The sequence below is a fragment of the Protofrankia symbiont of Coriaria ruscifolia genome (assembly GCF_900634745.1).
Classification (GTDB): Bacteria; Actinomycetota; Actinomycetes; order Frankiales; family Frankiaceae; genus Protofrankia; species Protofrankia californiensis.
On record NZ_CAAAFR010000173.1, the window covers coordinates 17,497 to 36,285 of the forward strand.

General features: G+C 68.0%; 12 protein-coding genes. 6 read left to right on the plus strand and 6 right to left on the minus strand.

Annotated features, from left to right (window positions below; all coding sequences use genetic code 11):
- Nucleotides 1-44: 44 nt before the first annotated feature.
- Complete coding sequence (locus CV1CTNOD_RS18950) at nt 45-3,416, minus strand: SpoIIE family protein phosphatase (RefSeq protein WP_242606826.1); 3,372 nt, start codon at nt 3,414-3,416, stop codon at nt 45-47.
- A gap of 654 nt (nt 3,417-4,070) precedes the next feature.
- Here CV1CTNOD_RS18950 and CV1CTNOD_RS18955 point away from each other — a divergent pair.
- Complete coding sequence (locus tag CV1CTNOD_RS18955) at nt 4,071-6,101, plus strand: acetoacetate--CoA ligase (RefSeq protein ID WP_131787358.1); 2,031 nt, start codon at nt 4,071-4,073, stop codon at nt 6,099-6,101.
- 121 nt (nt 6,102-6,222) lie between these two features.
- Here the strand turns inward: CV1CTNOD_RS18955 and CV1CTNOD_RS18960 are convergent, their stop codons facing one another.
- Nucleotides 6,223-7,497: an RNA polymerase sigma factor gene (locus CV1CTNOD_RS18960; RefSeq protein ID WP_131787359.1), complete on the minus strand. Its 1,275-nt coding sequence runs from the start codon at nt 7,495-7,497 to the stop codon at nt 6,223-6,225.
- A 492-nt stretch (nt 7,498-7,989) separates the two neighbouring features.
- On the opposite strand from CV1CTNOD_RS18960, the gene CV1CTNOD_RS18965 reads away from it, so the two are divergent.
- Nucleotides 7,990-9,393 (plus strand): amylo-alpha-1,6-glucosidase, encoded by a 1,404-nt coding sequence (locus CV1CTNOD_RS18965; RefSeq protein ID WP_131787360.1) that lies wholly within the window; start codon nt 7,990-7,992, stop codon nt 9,391-9,393.
- A gap of 84 nt (nt 9,394-9,477) precedes the next feature.
- Here the strand turns inward: CV1CTNOD_RS18965 and CV1CTNOD_RS18970 are convergent, their stop codons facing one another.
- The 3 genes from CV1CTNOD_RS18970 to CV1CTNOD_RS26965 form a co-directional block, all read right to left on the minus strand.
- Nucleotides 9,478-12,399 carry a vitamin B12-dependent ribonucleotide reductase gene (locus tag CV1CTNOD_RS18970; protein WP_131787361.1) on the minus strand — a complete coding sequence of 974 codons (2,922 nt, stop codon included), beginning with the start codon at nt 12,397-12,399 and terminating at the stop codon, nt 9,478-9,480.
- Nucleotides 12,400-12,490: 91 nt separating this feature from the next.
- Nucleotides 12,491-12,952, minus strand: coding sequence for a transcriptional regulator NrdR (gene nrdR, locus CV1CTNOD_RS18975; RefSeq protein WP_131768233.1), 462 nt, complete (start codon nt 12,950-12,952; stop codon nt 12,491-12,493).
- Nucleotides 12,953-13,060: 108 nt separating this feature from the next.
- Nucleotides 13,061-13,207 (minus strand): LysM peptidoglycan-binding domain-containing protein, encoded by a 147-nt coding sequence (locus CV1CTNOD_RS26965; protein WP_242606827.1) that lies wholly within the window; start codon nt 13,205-13,207, stop codon nt 13,061-13,063.
- A 429-nt stretch (nt 13,208-13,636) separates the two neighbouring features.
- On the opposite strand from CV1CTNOD_RS26965, the gene lexA reads away from it, so the two are divergent.
- The 4 genes from lexA (at nt 13,637) to hflX (ending at nt 17,978) form a co-directional block, all read left to right on the plus strand.
- Nucleotides 13,637-14,401: a transcriptional repressor LexA gene (gene lexA / locus CV1CTNOD_RS18985; RefSeq protein WP_131787363.1), complete on the plus strand. Its 765-nt coding sequence runs from the start codon at nt 13,637-13,639 to the stop codon at nt 14,399-14,401.
- Nucleotides 14,402-14,418: 17 nt separating this feature from the next.
- Nucleotides 14,419-15,333, plus strand: coding sequence for a tRNA (adenosine(37)-N6)-dimethylallyltransferase MiaA (miaA, locus tag CV1CTNOD_RS18990; RefSeq protein WP_131787364.1), 915 nt, complete (start codon nt 14,419-14,421; stop codon nt 15,331-15,333).
- A gap of 47 nt (nt 15,334-15,380) precedes the next feature.
- The gene (locus CV1CTNOD_RS18995) at nt 15,381-16,310 is read left to right on the plus strand and encodes an EAL domain-containing protein (RefSeq protein WP_131787365.1); all 930 of its coding nucleotides are present in this window, start codon (nt 15,381-15,383) and stop codon (nt 16,308-16,310) included.
- 213 nt (nt 16,311-16,523) lie between these two features.
- Nucleotides 16,524-17,978 carry a GTPase HflX gene (hflX, locus tag CV1CTNOD_RS19000; protein WP_242606828.1) on the plus strand — a complete coding sequence of 485 codons (1,455 nt, stop codon included), beginning with the start codon at nt 16,524-16,526 and terminating at the stop codon, nt 17,976-17,978.
- A 22-nt stretch (nt 17,979-18,000) separates the two neighbouring features.
- On the opposite strand, the gene CV1CTNOD_RS19005 is transcribed toward hflX, so the two are convergent.
- The gene (locus CV1CTNOD_RS19005) at nt 18,001-18,783 is read right to left on the minus strand and encodes an alpha/beta fold hydrolase (protein ID WP_242606832.1); all 783 of its coding nucleotides are present in this window, start codon (nt 18,781-18,783) and stop codon (nt 18,001-18,003) included.
- Nucleotides 18,784-18,789: the final 6 nt, after the last annotated feature.

Below are 18,789 nucleotides of genomic sequence, written 5' to 3' on the forward strand. Positions count from 1 at the left end.
GACCACCGGTTCAGTCGACGCGAACCTTCACGACAGGCGAGCCTTCACGACAGCGGCGGCGCGGCAATCTCCGCCCACACGACCTTGCCGTCACCGACCGATCGAGTCCCCCAGCGAGACGCGATGAGCGAAACCAGCTCAAGACCACGGCCGCCTTCGTCGTCGAAGTCGGCGTGACGGCGCCGGGGCAGCCGCGGGTCACAGTCGGACACCTCCACAATCACCCGGGAGCCGGTCCGGCGCAGTCGCACGGACAGCGGGGATCTGCCGTGCACCAGCGCGTTCGTGACGAGCTCCGACATCAGCAGGACCACGGAATCGGTCGTGTCGGCGTCCACCCACCACCTCGTCAGCAGGTCGTAGGCACGCCCTCGGGCCTCGCCGAGGCCGGCCGGCCCGTCGGGCACCGCGATGTCTGCGTAGCGGGTCGCCCCGCCCGAGTCGGTGTCGGGCAGTCCCACCAGCAGCAGGGCCACGTCGTCGTCGTGGCCCTCGTCCCGACCGAGCGCCTCAAGCGCCTGGTCGGCCCGCTTTCCCAGGGAACCGTCCTGACGGGCGAGTACAGCGGCCAGATCCGAGACGCCGGCATCGATGTCCCGTTCCCGGCTTTCCACCAGCCCGTCGGTGAACAGAACCAGCAACGCTCCCCGGTGCAACCGGACCGTGTACTCCTTGACGTCACCACGGCCGAGACCGAGCGGGGTTCCGACCTCCATGTACAGCCGTGACACCAGACCGTCGGGTGCCACCACCAGCGGCGGTGGGTGCCCCGCGTTCGCAAGCGTCAGCAGGCCTGTATGCGGCTCGACAACGCCGTAGATGCAGGTTGCGATCTGGCCTTCGTCGATCTCGCTGACAACGCTGTCCAGCAGCGTCAGCACCTCGTACGGCGACAGCTCCAGGCGCGCGCAGGTTCGCACCGCGGTCCGCAGCTGACCCATGATCGCCGCGGCGCGGACCCCTCGTCCCATGACGTCGCCGATGACCAGACCGACCCGGCCCGCGCCGAGGTCGATGACGTCGAACCAGTCCCCGCCGACCTCGGTGTCCTCGACCCCGGGCACGTAGCGGGCTGCGATCTCCAGCCCTTCCGGCTCGACCACGGTCGGTGGGAGCAGGCTGCGCTGCAGGGTCAACGCGGTGTCTCGACTACGCCGGTAGAGCTCCGCGTGTTCGACCGCGACCGCCGCACGGGCGGCGAGCTCCTCGAGAAAGGCGACATCGGCCTCGGTGTACGGCGGCCGGTCACCGGCGGCCATCAGGCTGACCACACCGGCCACCTGGCCACGCAGGATCAACGGCACGGCGGCGAGGGTGTGCGCGCCGACATGCTGCATCCACCGCGCCATGTCGGTGGACGACAGCCAGGACGCCCCCTCCAGCGAAGCGATGTGACCACGTCCGGTGAGCGCGGCGAGGTTGACCGGGCTGTCCTGCGGCCACTGGCCCATGCGGGCCCGGGGCATCGGCAGCCCGGTGAGACCGGGACGCACGGAGGCAACCGCCCGCCGCAGGATCGGGGGCCCGGCCGGCGCGCCGGTCGGGCCGGCGGCATCCGGGCCGACCAGACCGGACTCGACCAGATAGACCGCGCACGAGTCAGCGAGTTCACCCACGACGACGTCGGTGAGCGCCCGCAGCGCGCGTTCGGGCTCCAGTGCGCTGCCGACCGCCCCGGTCGCCCGGGCGAGCAGCTCGAGGCGACGGCCGGCTTCCCGGGCGGCAGCCTCGGCCGTGCGGGCCGTCTCCTCCGCCCGGCGGCTGGACTGGGCCTCGGCCAGAACGCGCTCGAACAGCGTTGCCCGCTCCAGCGCCTTGGCACACTGGTCGGCGAGCGCGGTCAGATACGTGCGGTCCACCGCGGAGAACTCGCGGGGAGCGCGGAACCCGAAGATCAGTACGCCGAACGGCGCGTCGGTGGTAGCCAGTGGAAGGATCGCCCAGGCACGCTCGTCGATCTCGGACAGACTTGCGGCAGGTTCGGGCGCAGGCCACCGCGCGGTCAGCTCCTCCCGGTCGGACAGGAACAGCGGCCGAGCGCTGCGGACCGTCTCCGCCACCGGATGGACCGCGCCGAGGCCGATCCCGTACCACGCGTGGACGAAGTGCGGAGGGTAGCCGAGCAGAGATCGAAAGTGCAGGCAGTCGTCGGCCTCGTCGACCAGCGCGACCCCCCGGCCGCTCGCCCCCAACGCCTGCCGCCCGGCGTCCAGCACCAGGGCGGCGACCTCGTCGATGGTGACCGCACGTGACAGTGCGGCCGTGACCAGGCGAAGCCGTTCGGTTCGTTCGGTTCGTTCGGTCGTGCCATGCGCGTGAGCCGCCCACGCACCGCGGACCGCCTCAGCGGCACGTACCTCGGTCACGTCACGGCTGATACCGATCCACTCGAGCGGATAATCACCTTCCGTAATAGGAATGACCCGCATGACAAGCAGCCGGTCCGTGCCGTCCGCGGCGTCGAGCCGGAACTCGGCATCGAAAACAGCGCGCTGCTCAACGGCCTTGCGCCAGGCGTCGGCGACCCGGTCACGGTCCTCGGCATGCACCCCGGCGAGCCACCCGGCCCCAGCGATCTCCGAGAGGCTCTGGCCGGTGACGGCCCGCCACCGCGGCATGTCCACGTCCAGGGCACCCCGGGCACCGGCATGAAACACGTCCGCGTCCCCGGCCTGCGCGAGCGCCCGGTACCGGGCCTCAGCGCGGGCCAGCTGGTGACGAGCGTCGCTGATCCTGGTGACATCTGTGGCCACGAGAGCCACACCCAGCAGCACGCCATGGGCGTCCGTGGCCGGAAACCAGCTCATCGTCCAGATCTGCGACGGTTGTGAACCGCCGGTCGCGGCACTGACCTCGAGGTTGGCCACAGGATCACCGGTGGTGAGCACCCGCTGCAGCAAGCGGTCCATCTCATGACCGATGTCACCCAGGAGCTCCGGCATGGTGCGGCCGATGTGCTCGCCGACCGTCCGTCCGTTCAGCCTGGCCAGGACGTCGTTGACCCGCAGGTAGTGTCCTCGGGTGTCGTAGAAGGCGAAGCCGACCGGCGCTTGGGCGAACAGCGCCTCGAGCAAAGCGATGGTCGACTCCACCGAAGCGAGCGCGCCGGTCAGGTCCGGTACACCGGCCCAGCCGGGCGCGCCGGTCGGATCATGTGCGCCACGCCGGTCATGAACCGGCTGATGGACGCCGGGTGGGCTCCCCGGGCCCGCTCCTTCGAACTCTTCCCCGACAGCACCCGTGTCATCGTCGTCGCCGTCCATGCCGTCGCCGTCCATGCCGGTGCCGCCGGTGCCGGTGCCGGTGCCGGTGCCGCCGGTGCCGTTCACCCGGTGGGCCTCGTTCCAGGCGGTCCGGTCACCCGCCGATCCGGCCTGCGGATGTCCAGGAGGCTCCTCAAGGAACGGGGTTGTCATGGGAAAAGATTGTGGCCGGTGTGGCAGCGTTGTTCCCAAGGCCCTACCTCTGACGTTTTCGGGCACTAGATCACCACCTGCTCCTGGCGCTGGATCACCGCTGGCTGCAGGTGTCGGATCACCGTCACGCCCCACCGTGGGTCGGCATATCACTGGTCGGTCGACAGTCCGAAACACACCTCATGTGCCAGATCGTGCCGGTCCAGACGGGATGCGCGCTGTCCCTCGACCGACAGTGGTGGCACGCATCGCACGGTCACGCATCACATGGTGCAGCCCGGCGGCGATGGTCACGGCATGGTTATGGCCCGCCCGTGCCCCTTCCACTGCCACCAGCCTCACTGCGGTGGCACAACAGGCAGCGATGCGTATGGAAGCGAAGACCGGATTGTCCGACCGCGCAGAACCACCCATGTCCTGACAGTAGCCGGCTCGACCTGTTCACATCGGCCCCACCGAATTTCCAGGGCACATCGACCACCCCTCCGGCAGGCCGGTGTCCCGTGCCCACGTCGGGCCGCATCTCCCGTGATCTTTACGGTTCCGGACCCGCTACGTCGTTTCGCGACCACACCGGCGACGGCCACGTGGCGTGATGTTTTCCGGTCTTCCACAGACGTTGGACAAGCCCAGGATTCGTTAAGGTCTGACTCCGTGGCTGTTGGACACGGCAACGAACGCGGACCTGCATCAGGCACCGGGGCAAATACGGACATCGGGGGACGGCTGTTGTGGACGCCGTCCGCGCAACGGGTCCGCACCGCCGGAGTCACCGCCTATCTCGAGTGGCTGGCCGCCGAACGAGGCCGACGGCTGACCGACGCCACCACCCTGTGGCAGTGGTCGGTGGAGGATCTCGACGGTTTCTGGAACTCGATCTGGGACTTCTGCGCGGTCGAGGGCGAACGTGGGGACGGACCCGCGCTCGTGGACGCGCGGATGCCGGGCGCCCGGTGGTTCCCGACCGCACGGGTGAACTACGCCGAGAACGCCCTCACCCGACACGGCCCGGCACCCGCGGTGATCGCTGTCCGCGAGGACGCCACCACGGCCGTGGTGTCCTGGGACGAACTGCGCCGCGAGGTCGCGGCCACGACGGCGGGCCTGCGGCGGCTGGGGGTGGGACCGGGCGACCGGGTCTGCGCCGTGCTGCCGAACTGTGTCCACGCGGTGGTGGCGATGCTTGCCACCACCGCGATCGGGGCGATCTGGTCGTCCTGCTCCCCCGACTTCGGGCCTACCGGCCTTGCGGATCGTTTCGCCCAGGTTCGCCCGGCGGTACTCATCGGCGTCGACGGCTACACATACGGTGGGAAGTCGTTCGACACACTCGGTGTTCTCGCCAGGGTGGCCGAACGGCTACCCGACCTGCGCGCGACCGTCGTCGTTCCCTACCTGGCCGCGGACGCGCTCGAACGCGCCCGCGCCACTGGCCTGCCGGCCATCCTGGCCTGGGACGACCTGCTAGCCGGGTGCGACGACGCCATCCCGGTCTTCCATCGCCTCCCGTTCGACGCACCCCTGTGGATCCTGTACTCCTCCGGTTCGACCGGACAGCCCAAACCGATCGTGCAGGGCCATGGCGGCATCCTGCTCGAACATCTCAAGTCGTTGGTGCTCCATCTCGACCTCGGGCCGGACGACCGCTTCCTGTGGGTGACGAGCACCGGCTGGATGATGTGGAACCTGCTCGTCTCCGGCCTGCTCGTCGGCGCGACCGTGGTGCTTTTCGACGGGAGCCCGAAGTTTCCCGACCTGGGAGCTCTCTGGCGCCTCGCCGAGGCCGCCCGCGTCACCTGTTTCGGAGCAAGCCCGGGTTTCCTGGCCGAATGCGCGCGCTCGGGCACGGTCCCCCGCGAGGTTGCCGACCTTTCGGCGGTGCGCACCGTGGGGTCCACCGGTTCACCGCTGTCCCCGCAGACCTACGCCTGGGTCTACGAGTCCGTCGGCTCCGACCTGATGCTGTCCTCCATCAGCGGCGGGACGGAAGTGTGCACGGCGTTCGTGCTCGGCCTGCCGACTCTGCCGGTGCATGCCGGAGAGACCCCCATGCGCGGGCTCGGCTGCGCAGTGGCCACTTTCGACGAGCAGGGCAAAGAGGTCGTCGACAAGGTCGGCGAGCTGGTGATCACCGCTCCCATGCCCTCCATGCCGATCTTCCTGTGGGGAGACCACGACGGTTCGCTGCTGCGGGCCTCCTACTTCTCGACCTATGAGGACGTGTGGCGCCACGGTGACTGGGCATGCATCACCTCCCGCGGAACCGTGTGCATACACGGCCGATCCGACGCCACGCTCAACCGCGCGGGAATCCGGATCGGTACCGCCGAGCTGTATCAGGTGGTGGAGAGCTCCCCTGGTGTGACCGACAGTCTTGTCATCGACACCTCGACCGCCGACCGGCCCGGTGAACTCGTCCTCTACGTCTGCCTGGCCGACGACGCGGTGTTCGACGATGCGTTCACCCAGGTGTTGCGAACCACGATCCGTCACGAGCTGAGTCCACGTCACGTGCCCGACCGCATCGAACGGATCGCCGAGATTCCCCACACCCACAACGGCAAGAAGCTTGAGGTACCAATCAGGCGGCTGCTGCTGGGCGAACCGCTGGATCATGCGGTCAGCCTCGGTGCCGTCGCCAATCCCCAGGCACTGCTGCCGTTCGTGCCGCCGACAACACGCTGACCCCGCCTCCCTCGGATGGGATCCATGGACCGGACCCGTCCAAGCGGGTCGGTACAACGCGAGAGCCCCTGCCCGGGTACCCGGGCAGGGGCTCTCGGTCTCGCACAAGGCACAGGAAGCGCTAGTCGAGGAACTCCCGCAACTTGCTCGCGACCGCCGGCTTGCGCAGTTCACGCAGGGTGTCACGCTCGATCTGGCGGATCCGCTCCCGGGTGAGCCCCAGGCGGTTACCCACCTCGGCGAGGGTGTGCTGCTTGCCGTCGGCAAGACCGAACCGCAGCCGCATGACCTCGCGCTCACGTGGCGTGAGCGCGTTCAACACACCTTCGATCTCGTCCTGCATGGCGCCGTAGGAGGCGGCGTCCGCGGGAGAGGTGGCGTCGGCGTCCTCGATGAAGTCGCCGAGAACGGAGTCGCCGTCGTCGCCGACCGCGGTTTCCAGGCTGACCGTGTCCTGCGCGTACCGCCGCAGTTCGACGACCTGCTCGATCGGCATGTCGAGTTCCAGCGCCAGCTCCTCGTCGGTCGGCTCCCGACCGAGCGTGGAGACGAGCTGCCGCTGCAGCCGAGTGATCTTGTTGATCTGCTCGACCACGTGAACCGGGATCCGGATGGTTCTGGCCTGATCGGCCAGTGCCCGACCGATGGCCTGCCTGATCCACCAGGTGGCGTAGGTCGAGAACTTGTAACCCTTGGCGTAGTCGAACTTCTCGACCGCACGGATCAGGCCGAGATTGCCCTCCTGCACCAGGTCGAGCAAGGTCATTCCCCGGCCGCTGTACTTCTTGGCGACCGAGACGACCAGGCGCAGGTTCGCCGAGACCAGCTGCTGCTTTGCCGCATGCCCGTCACGGACCAGGGTCTGCAGGTCATGCCGTAGATCCGGGGCCAGGTCGGGATCAGTGTCGATCTTGTGCTCGGCGAACAGCCCGGCCTCGACCCGCTTCGACAGCTCAACCTCCTGCGCGGCGTTGAGCAGGGGCACCTTGCCGATCTCACGCAGGTACATGCGGACGAGGTCGGCGGTTCCGGCGTGCTCGGACGTCGCACGCGCGACAGGAGCCCCACCCGGTGCTTCCTCCTCCTCGTCGAGAACCTCGACCCCGAGTGTGGTCAGCCGGGCGACCAGGACAGGCAGCAGTTCAAGACCGAGATCGGCGGTCTCCAGTGCCTCGCGAAGCTCGGCACGGCTGAGTTCGCCGGACTCACGTCCACGCGCGACGAGCTCGGCGACCTGAGTAACGTCGAGTTCGTCGGTATCATCGGGCACGGCGGCCAAGCCGCGGCTGGGAGCCGTGCGTACAGGAGTGGATGACCGACGAGTCCGTCGCGTGCTCACGGCACGCGTACGCGGCTCGTCGGGGCGCTCATGAAGTTCCAGGGCAGGCAGCGTCATCAGTAGCAGATCCGAAGGTCGGTGCGGGTGGCGGGTCTTGGTGCTTGCACGTATGGGCAACGTCTGGAGACGTCTCTCCCATTCCGCGTTCAGACACAACCGGACGTAAGCGATCGCCGGGTCTACGAAGCAGTGTAGACCCTCACCCTCGGGACGCTGCACCCGCTGTCGCGAAGAGTACTCCGCAGATCGGCCGGTGTGTCACGAATAACTAATTATCTCTTCAGCTCTCCATATCCGCGAGGCAAGAACAAGACTTGCCACGACGATCCATCAACATGACCACAATTATGACAGACGGACCGTAACAATCATCACTTAGAGCAACTGACAACAGGGGAGTCGGGTCACGGAGTTTGGCACCCGCCCCTGTTACCGGGCGCTTGGAGCAACCGCCGTGGCAACGACCGGCAACAACTGGCAACGACGTGGCCGGGGACGCGCAGGCGGAATCTGATGGGCGGTGTTCACGTCCCCCGGTACCCTCGCACGATGTCGTTACCGGTCCTGTCGTCCGAGGTGCTCGCCGAACTCCGAACGTCCGCGATCCGGGTACTCCAAGACAACGATCTGGGCGACGCGACACGACCGTCCCCGACGCTCTACCCCCACCAGTGGCTGTGGGACAGCTGCTTCATCGCCATCGGACTTCGCTGCGTCGATCCCGAGCGGGCCTGCCGGGAAATCCTCTCGCTGCTACGGGGCCAATGGCCCAACGGCATGATCCCGCATGTCATCTTCTCCGGGTCCGGCAGTTATCACGCCGGGCCCAACCGGTGGCGTTCCGATCTTGTCAACACCGCCCCGGGGCAGGTGCAGACGACCGGCGTCACCCAGCCTCCGATGATCGCCGAGGCCGTCGTACGCATCGGCGAGGTGCTTGACCCGGCCCGGCGACGGGATTTCTACCACGCGGTCTACCCGGGCCTGGTGCGCTACCACTGCTGGCTGTACCGGGAACGCGACCCCGACGACACCGGGCTGGTCGCCCTCGTCCACTCGTGGGAGTCGGGGATGGACAACACCCCCACCTGGATGGAGCTGACGCGTCGTGCGGCTCCCATCCCCCTGAAGCTCATCCGCCGGCTCAACGGGGACAGCGCACTCGACGCGCTGCGCCGGGACAACAAGGAGGTCCCAGTCGGCCAGCGACTGTCCGCTACCGACCTTTTCACTCTTTACCACCTGGTCGGGGAGCTACGCGACGCCCGTTACGACTTCCGCCGGATCCGGGCCTCCCGTGTTCCCCTGGTTCAAGACGTTGCCTTCAACGCGATTCTCGCCCGCGCGAACGACCACCTGCGCGACATCTCCACCGAAATCGGCGAGAAGCTGCCCGATCAGCTCCTACGCTCGGCCCGCCGGACCAGGGCGGCGTTCGCCACCCTGTTCGCCGACGGCATGTACTGGAGCCGTGACGCACGTTCCGGCAAGCTGATCCGAAGGCCCACGATCGCCGGCTTCCTCGCGCTGTACGCGGGTGTCGTGCCCCCCTCCGGTGTCGAGGACCTTGTCACCCGAATGACCGCGCAGCGATTCTGGCCCACCCACGGCATCGCCAGCACCCCCACTGACGATCCCGACTTCCAGCCACGCTGCTACTGGCAGGGTCCGGTATGGGTGAACATGAACTGGCTGCTCGCCGACGGGCTCGACCGTGCCGGCCGCGGCGAGCTCGCCGAACTGCTGCGCACCGACACGATCTCCATGATTGCGGGCGCCGAAGGACTGTATGAGTACTACTCGCCGTTCGACGGTGCCGGGGTGGGTAGCAACCACTTCTCCTGGACGGCGGCCCTGCTCCTGGACCTGCTCGACGGCCGGAGGCCCACGCACCACATGCCGTCCGCCCGGAAAGTTCTGGACGGGGAACACCTGAGCCGGCGCGACGGCTGATCAGCCGCCGCGCCGACCGGACAACAGGTCAGGGCCATACCCCGAACAGACCCGCCACCACCCCGGGCCCGCCACCCCGAACGATCAGCTGCAGCCGCTGGTGGAACCGCACTGTTCGCACACGTAGCAACTGCCCGCGGGACGCATGGTGACCCCGCAGGTGAAGCACAGCGGCGCGTCCACCACGTTCTGGGCCGACATCGACTCACCCGGTGGTACCTCCCGTGGCATCGCGGCCCGTACCTCCCGCGCCGAGACCCCCACCTGGTGGGTGTGGATGGCCTCGACAGGCACCGGCACGGACCCGGTGGTGGCGCCAGGAGCCGCCCCGATACCAGCTGCCCCGGCCGCCTCCGCGTCAGCCGCATCGGCCACTTCGGCCGTATCCGCCGGGCCGGACCCGCCGTACTGTCCGGTGAGCTGGCGAGCCCGCTCCTGCGCGCTCAGGACACCGAGCTCCGCACGGGTCTGCTCGGGAAGGTAGTCCAGGGCGAGGCGGCGGAAGAGGTAGTCCATCACCGACTGGGCGATCCGCACGTCCGGGTCGTCTGTCATGCCGGCCGGTTCGAAGCGCATGTTGATGAACTTGCGGACGTAGGTCTCCAACGGGACGCCGTGCTGGAGCGCGATCGAGACCGCGATGGCGAACGCATCCATCACGCCGGATAGGGTCGAGCCCTGTTTCGACATCTTGATGAAGACCTCGCCGAGCCCGTCGTCCGGATATGACCCGGCGGTCAGGTACCCTTCGGCGCCACCCACAGTGAAAGAGACGGTCTGCGATTGGCGGATCTTCGGCAGACGGCGTCGGACCGGGCGGTGCTCATCTGACGGTGCGACGGCGACGTCCACGGCCGAATCCCCCCTCACGACTGCGACCGCGGACTTCTTCGCGCCACGCAGGTCCGACAGCGGCTGGCCGACCTTGCAGTTGTCCCGGTAGATCGCCAGTGCCTTGAGACCGAGTCGCCAACCCTCCAGGTAGATCTGCTCGACGTCCTCGACCGTGGCCGACGTGGACATGTTGACGGTCTTGGAGATGGCTCCCGACAGGAACGGCTGGACCGCCGCCATCATCCGGATGTGGCCCATCGGGCTGATGGCCCGCTCCCCGATCGCGCAGTCGAAGACCTCGTAGTGTTCGCGGCGCAGACCGGGAGCGTCGATAACGTGACCGTGCTCGGCGATGTACTCGACAATCGCCTCGACGGTCTCCTCGGCGTAGCCGAGAGCGCGCAGCGCGGCGGGAACCGTCTGGTTGACGATCCGCATGCTGGAACCGCCGACCATCTTCTTCATCTTCACCAACGCGAGGTCGGGCTCGATGCCGGTGGTGTCACAGTCCATCGCCAGGCCGATCGTGCCGGTCGGGGGGAGCAGGCTGACCTGCGCGTTGCGCCATCCGTGCTTCTCTCCGAGACTTTGCGCGCGTTCCCACTCGCGGACGGCGACGGCGAGCACCCGCGCGTCGTCGGTCCCGACCGTGCGGACGGTGTCCGTGGCAGCGGCATGCTTGCGGATCACCCGACGGTGGGCGTCGGCGTTGCGCGCGAAACCGTCGTAGGCACCGACGGTACCCGCAAGCTCGGCCGAACGGCGGTAGGCCACAGCGGTCATCAGCGACGTGATGGCCGCGCCCATGGCCCGACCGCCCTCGGAATCGTACGCATGGCCGGTGGCCATCAGCAGCGCGCCGAGGTTGGCGTAGCCGATGCCGAGCTGGCGGAACATCCGGGACACCCGTGTGATCTCCGGGGTCGGGAAGTCCGCGAAGCAGATCGAGATGTCCATCGCGGTGATGATCAGTTCAACGGCTGCCACGAACGCGTCGGCGTCGAAACTGAGGTCTTTGCGCAGGAACTTCATCAGGTTGAGCGACGCCAGGTTGCAGCTGGAGTTGTCCAGATGCACGTACTCGCTGCAGGGGTTGCTGGCGCTGATCCGACCGGACTCCGGGCAGGTGTGCCAGTCGTTGATCGTGTCGTCGTACTGGATCCCGGGGTCGGCGCAGTCCCACGCCGCCTGGGCGATCGTACGGAACAACGACCGGGCCGAGATGGTCTCGACCGTGCACCCGTCGAGCCTGGCCCGCAGGCCGAAGTCGGTGTCGTCGATGACGGCCCGCATGAACTCGTCCGTCACCCGAACGGAGTTGTTGGCGTTCTGGTACTGCACCGAGACGATGTCACGACCGCCGAGGTCCATGTCGAAGCCGGCGTCCCGCAATGCACGGATCTTGCTTTCCTCGCGGGACTTGGTCTCGACGAAGTCGACGATGTCCGGATGATCGACATCGAGCACGACCATCTTCGCGGCCCGCCGGGTTGCGCCGCCCGACTTGATCGTTCCGGCCGAGGCGTCGGCTCCGCGCATGAAGCTCACCGGGCCCGAGGCGGTGCCGCCTGAGGACAACAGCTCCTTGGACGATCGGATACGCGACAGGTTCAGCCCGGCGCCCGACCCGCCCTTGAAGATCAGACCCTCTTCCCGGTACCAGTTGAGGATCGACTCCATCGTGTCGTCGACCGAGAGGATGAAGCAGGCCGAGACCTGCTGCGGCGCGGACGTGCCGACGTTGAACCACACGGGGCTGTTGAAACTGAACACCTGATGCAGCAGCATCCAGGTCAGCTCGTGCTCGAAGATCTCGGCGTCCGCCGCCGAGGCGAAGTACCCGTTCTCAGCGCCGGCCGCGCCGTACGCGCGCACGACCCGGTCGATGAGCTGACGCAGGGACCACTCGCGGGAGGAGCTGCCAAGCGCACCACGGAAGTACTTGCTCGTGACGATGTTCGTGGCGTTCACCGACCAGAAGTCGGGGAACTCCACCCCGCGTTGCTCGAAGTTGACCGAGCCGTCCCGCCAGTTGGTCATGACGACGTCCCGCAGTTCCCAGGTGACCTCGTCATAGGGGTGGACGCCCGGCGAGGTGTTGACGCGTCGCACCTTCAGGCCGGCGGCCTTGGTGGCGGACTTGCTCGCTTTCGTGCCACGGTTGTCGGTCATGGCGCTCCTCGTCTGGCGTCGGTCGGATGGTGTCTCTCACCGGCTGTCTGACGTGTCGTGCTGTCTGACATGTCGTGTCAGGGGTACGTGGCTACGACGGCGACTGCCTGGCCTGCCCCCGCAGATCGGCGATCGCCGTCTCGAAGTCCTCCAGGGAGCCGAAGGACAGATACACCGACGCGAACCTCAGGTAGGCGACCTCGTCGAGCTCCCGCAGCGGCCCAAGAATCGCCCGGCCGATCTCGTCCGAGGGAACCTCGGCAGCCCCCGACGCACGCAACGTGTCCTCGACCAGCTGTGCGAGCTGGGCCAACGCGTCCGCCTCGACCGGTCGACCCTGACATGCCCGGCGCACGCCCGCGATCACCTTCCCGCGACTGAACGGCTCGGTGACACCGCTGCGCTTGATGACTCGTAGTGACGCCTCTTCGATCGTCGTGAAACGCCGGCCGCAGGACGGACACGATCGACGTCGACGAATCGCGGCGCCCTCCTCAGCCTCCCGACTGTCGACAACCCTGCTGTCGGGGTGTCGACAGAACGGACACCGCACGGACAACCCCCAAGATTTTGTCGACTTACAGCCACGTAACTACAAGATGTTGTGGTCAACAGTAGGACTGGACACCACGACCTGGCAAGTCGCCAGCGCGTGGGCCCCTCATGGCAAACGGAGCGTCTGACCAGGGACGAGATCGATCGTCTCAAGCCGGTTCAGACCGGCCAGGCGCGCCACGCCCACCCGGGTGTCACCGTCGGGAGCCAGCACGCGGGCGATACCCCACAACGTCTCCCCGGGCCGAACCACGTGAACGCGAGTTGCTCCGTCACCCCTGGTCGGCGCGGCCGACGACGTCACCCGGGCTACGGATAGAACCAGGCAGGACACCGCCATAACAAGGATAACCAGGACAACTCGACCCCGCCCGGTCAGCCTCAACGGGGGCTCAGCCGACCTCTGCACCATCCACCTCCCCAACTTTCACCAGCACGTGCCACTTCCAACAACATGATCATCGAACACCTGTTCGATCGAATATCTGGTTGAGTTTGTACCGCACGGCTCCGACAGAATCGTCATGACACGCTCGAACAGGCGTTTGAGATATTCAGTCGCGGCGGTTACGGTCGTAGCGATCAGATCCAGGTCGTGACCGCCAGCTCCGGTTCACGGCAAAACGTCAGGTATGCCGGGATCGGAGTCTGCCATGACCGACAACGAAGGAGAGCGGCAGGCATGACCACCGACCAGAACCGCACCCGCCGTGGCCGGCCCCCACGTGGCTCCGTACGCGACCTGCCGGATGGACCGGCAAACGCCTCGGCCCTGACACCCCGCCAGCGCAAGGTGCTTGAGGTGATCCGCAACGCCGTCGAGCGCCGAGGATACCCGCCGAGCGTGCGTGAGATCGGTGATGCGGTGGGGCTCACGAGCACCAGCAGCGTCGCGCACCAGCTGAAGACGCTGGAGGAGAAGGGCTTCCTGCGTCGCGACCCCCACCGCCCACGGGCCATGGAGGTCCTGTCCGCGCAGGCGCCGGTACGACCGGTGGTACGGGAGGCTCCTCCCGTCGGCACGCCCATGGAAGGCCTGCCGGCGACCGACGCCACGCCGGACGCTCCCGCGCAGGCGGCGTACGTACCGGTCCTCGGCCGTATCGCGGCGGGCGGCCCGATTCTCGCCGAACAGGCAGTCGAGGACGTCTTCCCGCTCCCCCGCGAGATCGTGGGCGAGGGCACGCTGTTCACCCTGCGGGTCATCGGTGATTCCATGGTCAATGCCGCGATCTGCGACGGTGACTGGGTGGTCGTCCGCCAGCAGCCGGTCGCGGACAGCGGCGAGATCGTCGCCGCGATGATCGACGGTGAGGCGACGGTCAAGACGCTGCGCCGCCGTGACGGCCACGTGTGGCTCGAACCGCAGAACCCGGCTTATGCTGACATTCCGGGTGACAGTGCGACGATCCTCGGCCGGATCGTCGCGGTCCTTCGTCGGGTCTGATCCTCCCGGGGGTGAACATGGACGTAGGCGTCGACCGGCGCACAGCCGGTCGGGTCGTGACTGTCGTCGGGCCGACAGCGGCCGGCAAGAGCGACCTGGCGATCAGTCTGGCCGTCGAACTGGGCGGGGAGATCGTCAACGCCGATTCCATGCAGCTCTACCGAGGCATGGACATCGGTACCGCCAAGATGCCGCCGGAAGAACGAAGAGACATCCCTCACCACCTGCTCGACGTCTGGGACGTCACCCGTGCCGCTGACGTGGCGTCCTACCAGAGGCTGGCCCGAGGGGTCATCGACGATCTTCTGACTGTCGGCCGCACGCCGGTGCTCGTGGGCGGATCAGGGCTCTACGTCCGGGCCGTCATCGACGACCTCGCCTTTCCCGGCACCGACCCGGCTGTCCGGGCGCGCCTGGAACGGGAGCTGTCCGAGCGGGGCGCGACCGCGCTGCACGCCGATCTCGCTGCGCGGGCACCGGCCGCGGCCGCCGCCATCCTGCCCGGTAACGGCCGCCGCATCGTGCGTGCGCTGGAGGTGGTGGAGCTCACCGGCAGCTTCACCGCCTCCCTGCCGGAACCCCGCTCGATCTATGACGTGGTTCAGATCGGCGTCGACCATCCGCAGCTCGACGCGAGGATCGCCGACCGCGTGGCGGGCATGTGGGCCGCCGGCATGGTCGAGGAGGTCCGGGCACTCACCGGCACGGGCCTGCGGGACGGTCCCACCGCATCCCGGGCGGTGGGCTACGCCCAGGTTCTCGCCTGGCTCGACGGCGCGCTCGATTCGGCCGAGTCGGCCCGGCTCGCGACAATTGCCGCGACGCGCCGATTAGCTCGCAGACAAAGGTCGTGGTTTCGGCGCGATCCTCGCATAATCTGGCTGGACCGTCCCGACGTCGAACAGGTGGCGGGCATGGTCGGCTCGGCCTGACGTGCGACGGGCCCGCGGCCCGTTCTTCCCGTCGTCTGGAGACATCTGTGACCGCGATCGAGTTGAACCTCGTCCCGGCCCTGTGTGCCGCGTTTGACGACGGGTCGTTACAACTGCATTACCAACCCGAGGTCGACCTGCGCAACGGGTCGGTTCCCGCGATGGAGGCGTTCCTGCGGTGGCAACATCCCGACCAGGGGCTGATGAACCCGTCGCAGTTCATGCCGGTCGCCGAAGCCGCTGGCCTGTCCGAACAGGTCGGCCGCTGGGTGTTACGGACCGCTGTGGCTGAGGCACGGACATGGCACGAAATGGCTGCGGGAACCGCGATTCGCCCACCCCGACTGTGGGTGAACGTGACCGCCGACCAGCTGACCCGACCGAGCTTCGCGATCGAAGTGGAACAGCTCATGCACGCCCGTGCGCTGCCACCGGGAGCGCTCGGACTGGAGTTCACCGAGCAGACCCTGGGCCTCGCGCGCGTCGGGGTGCCCCGGCTGCTGGCCCGGCTGCGCTCGTTCGGACCGGCCATAGGCGTCGACGGTTTCGGCACCTGGTACGCGTCTTTGTCCACCCTCGACGTCCTGCCGCTGGACATGGTGAAGATCGACGGCCGGTTCCTCCGCGCGATGCAGCGGGACCTGGAGGGTGAGGCGGTACTGGCCTCGATTATCATGTTGGCTCACCGGCGTCGGATGGTCGTAACCGCCGAAGGCGTCGACAGCGTGGTCACGGCGTCCCGGCTGGCCGCGATGCACTGTGACCGGGCAGCCGGCCGCCTGTTCTGCCCGCCCGTCCCTACCGATGACGCCCGGATGATTGCTCTGGGCCGGGGCCGACCGAACCGGTGGCGCCAGCGCTCCCGACCAGCCAGCGCCGCCGCCGGCGGCGGCACGAGCCGCACGGCGCCCACCCCCGCCGACCGCGCCACAGCCACCGGCACGATCCCGATGCCGACCCCGGCCGCTGTCAGCTGACCGGCACGCCCTCACCCGACGCAGCCCCGGCCGTCGGCAAAAAGCAGTCGCGACCTCTGACTGGACGTGGGACTCTGCGATAAAGGAGTTGCCGGCCGCGGACGGCCGCCGGGATCAGGCGGAGCGCACCGCCCCGCAGCCGCAGCCGGCTCGACCGGACGTGAGGCCGGCGCCCAGCAACACCAGGGATAAGCCCCACCAGAGAAGAGCGACATGACGTTTCCCGCCACCGATCGCCCCGACCACGACCACGACCACGACCGGCTTTTCAGCACCTCGAGTGAAGAGTTCTTCGACGCCTCCGGTGAGGGGCTCGACCTCGCCGACCGTTCCGCCCTGCGCCGGGTACCGGGCCTGGCGACCGAGCTCGACGACGTCACCGAGGTCGAGTACCGCCAGCTCCGCCTGGAAAGAGTGGTCCTCATCGGCGTGTGGACCTCGGGTACGGCCGGCGAGGCGGAGACCTCCATGGCCGAACTCGCGGCGCTGGCAACCACGGCCGGCTCGGTCATCCTGGACGCGCTCGTACAGCGTCGGGACACTCCCGACGCCTCGACATACGTCGGCTCCGGCAAGGCACGCGAACTGCGTGACGTCGTCACCGCCACCGGCGCCGACACGGTCATCTGCGACGGTGAGCTGGCCCCCGGCCAACTGCGGCAGCTGGAGGATGTCGTCAAGGTCAAAGTCATCGACCGGACCGCACTGATCCTCGACATCTTCGCCCAGCACGCCACGTCCCGGGAGGGCAAGGCTCAGGTCGAGCTCGCTCAGCTGCAGTACATGTTGCCGCGGCTGCGGGGCTGGGGTGAGTCGATGTCACGGTCCGGTGGCGGTATGGGGACCGGTGGTGGCATCGGCACCCGCGGCCCCGGCGAAACCAAGATCGAAACAGACCGGCGGCGCCTGCGCGCGCGCATGGCCAAACTTCGCCGGGAACTCGCCGGGATGAAGACCGTCCGGGCGACCAAACGGTCGTCGCGGCAGCGTAGCGGTGTCCCCGCAGTCACGATCACCGGTTACACCAACGCCGGCAAATCCTCGCTGCTCAACCGGCTGACCGGCGCCGGGGTACTGGTCGAGGACGCGCTGTTCGCCACCCTGGACCCGGCTGTGCGGCGGGCCACGCTTCCCGACGGCAGGACGTTCACCCTCGCCGACACCGTCGGCTTCGTCCGCCACCTGCCGCACCAGATCGTGGAGGCGTTCCGCTCCACCCTGGAGGAGGTCGCCGACGCCGACCTGCTGCTGCACGTGGTCGACGGTTCGCACCCCGACCCGATGTCACAGATCTCCGCGGTCCGCACGGTGGTCAACGACATCGACGCCGGGGACGTACCCGAACTGGTGGTGGTGAACAAGATCGATGCTGCCGATCCGGACGTGCTCGCCCGGTTGCGCCGCAGCATCCCCGACGCGGTCTTCGTGTCGGCCCGCACCGGGGATGGGCTTTCCACCCTGGTGGACGTGTTGACCGAGCGCGTTCCCCACCCCGACGTCGAGGTGTGCGTGCTGGTGCCGTTCACCCGTGGAGATCTGGTGTCACGGGTGTACGCCTCGGGGGAGGTCCTCGATCTCGAACACACGGCGACCGGTACACTCCTGCGGGCACGCGTACCGGTCGGGCTTGCCTCCCAGCTCGCCGCCTTCCTCCTCGAGCCGGCCTGAGGCTTACAACTACGGCTTACAACTACGCAGCCTGCTGGCCCACGCCATTGCGCCAGAACTCGACCAGCACCGCGGCGGTGGCCTTCGGGTTCTCGGTCGCCGGTGAGTGTGCCGCCCCAGCGATCACCTCATAGCGGGCGTCCAGGCGCGCCGCCATCTCCGCCTGCAGACGGGGTGGCCAGGCGTCGTCAGCGATCCCGTGTGCGACCAGTACGGGCACATCCGCGTCACCGACGGTGGCAGCAAGTTCGCTGACGCGATCGGGCTCGTCCAGGAGCTGTTCCCCCATGACCCGAAGGCCGACATCACTGCTCGCGAAGAACCGGCGCTTGAGGAACTCAAGGCCAGCGGGTGGGTACACGACGGTGTCCGCGGCCCGGACAGCAGCCCACACCGCGTCCCGGCCGCTGCGGTTGTACACGACCCGCATCGCCCGCAACGCGATCCGCCGAGGACCGACGATCCCGGCGGGGCCGGAACTGAGCAGTACAAGGCTTGCCGCACCCGACGGCCGTGCAATGACCGCGGACCTTGCGACCAGCCCCCCAAAGGAATGACCGAGCAGATGCACCGGCCGACCGATCTCGTCGATCACCCGACCGACATGCCCGGCGAGAGCTTCGACGGTACATTCCCATTCCGGGTTGGTAGCGGGTGACTCGTACTGGCCGTGCTGGTCCACCGCGATCACGTCGAACCCGGCCTGCGCAAGACGAGGAATGATCAATAGAAAGTCCTCCTTGCTTCCGGTGTAACCGGGCAGCAGGACCACCGGCGGGTCGACGGACGATCCGGCTCGCAGCACCGCCAA

Excerpts from the sequence above, each read along its gene's own strand:
- CV1CTNOD_RS18950 (WP_242606826.1), bottom strand. The coding sequence starts at position 3,416 with ATGACAACCCCGTTCCTTGAGGAGCCTCCTGGACATCCGCAGGCCGGA.
- CV1CTNOD_RS18960 (WP_131787359.1), bottom strand. The coding sequence starts at position 7,497 with ATGACGCTGCCTGCCCTGGAACTTCATGAGCGCCCCGACGAGCCGCGT.
- CV1CTNOD_RS18965 (WP_131787360.1), top strand. The coding sequence starts at position 7,990 with ATGTCGTTACCGGTCCTGTCGTCCGAGGTGCTCGCCGAACTCCGAACG.
- CV1CTNOD_RS18970 (WP_131787361.1), bottom strand. The coding sequence starts at position 12,399 with ATGACCGACAACCGTGGCACGAAAGCGAGCAAGTCCGCCACCAAGGCC.
- lexA (WP_131787363.1), top strand. The coding sequence starts at position 13,637 with ATGACCACCGACCAGAACCGCACCCGCCGTGGCCGGCCCCCACGTGGC.
- miaA (WP_131787364.1), top strand. The coding sequence starts at position 14,419 with ATGGACGTAGGCGTCGACCGGCGCACAGCCGGTCGGGTCGTGACTGTC.
- hflX (WP_242606828.1), top strand. The coding sequence starts at position 16,524 with ATGACGTTTCCCGCCACCGATCGCCCCGACCACGACCACGACCACGAC.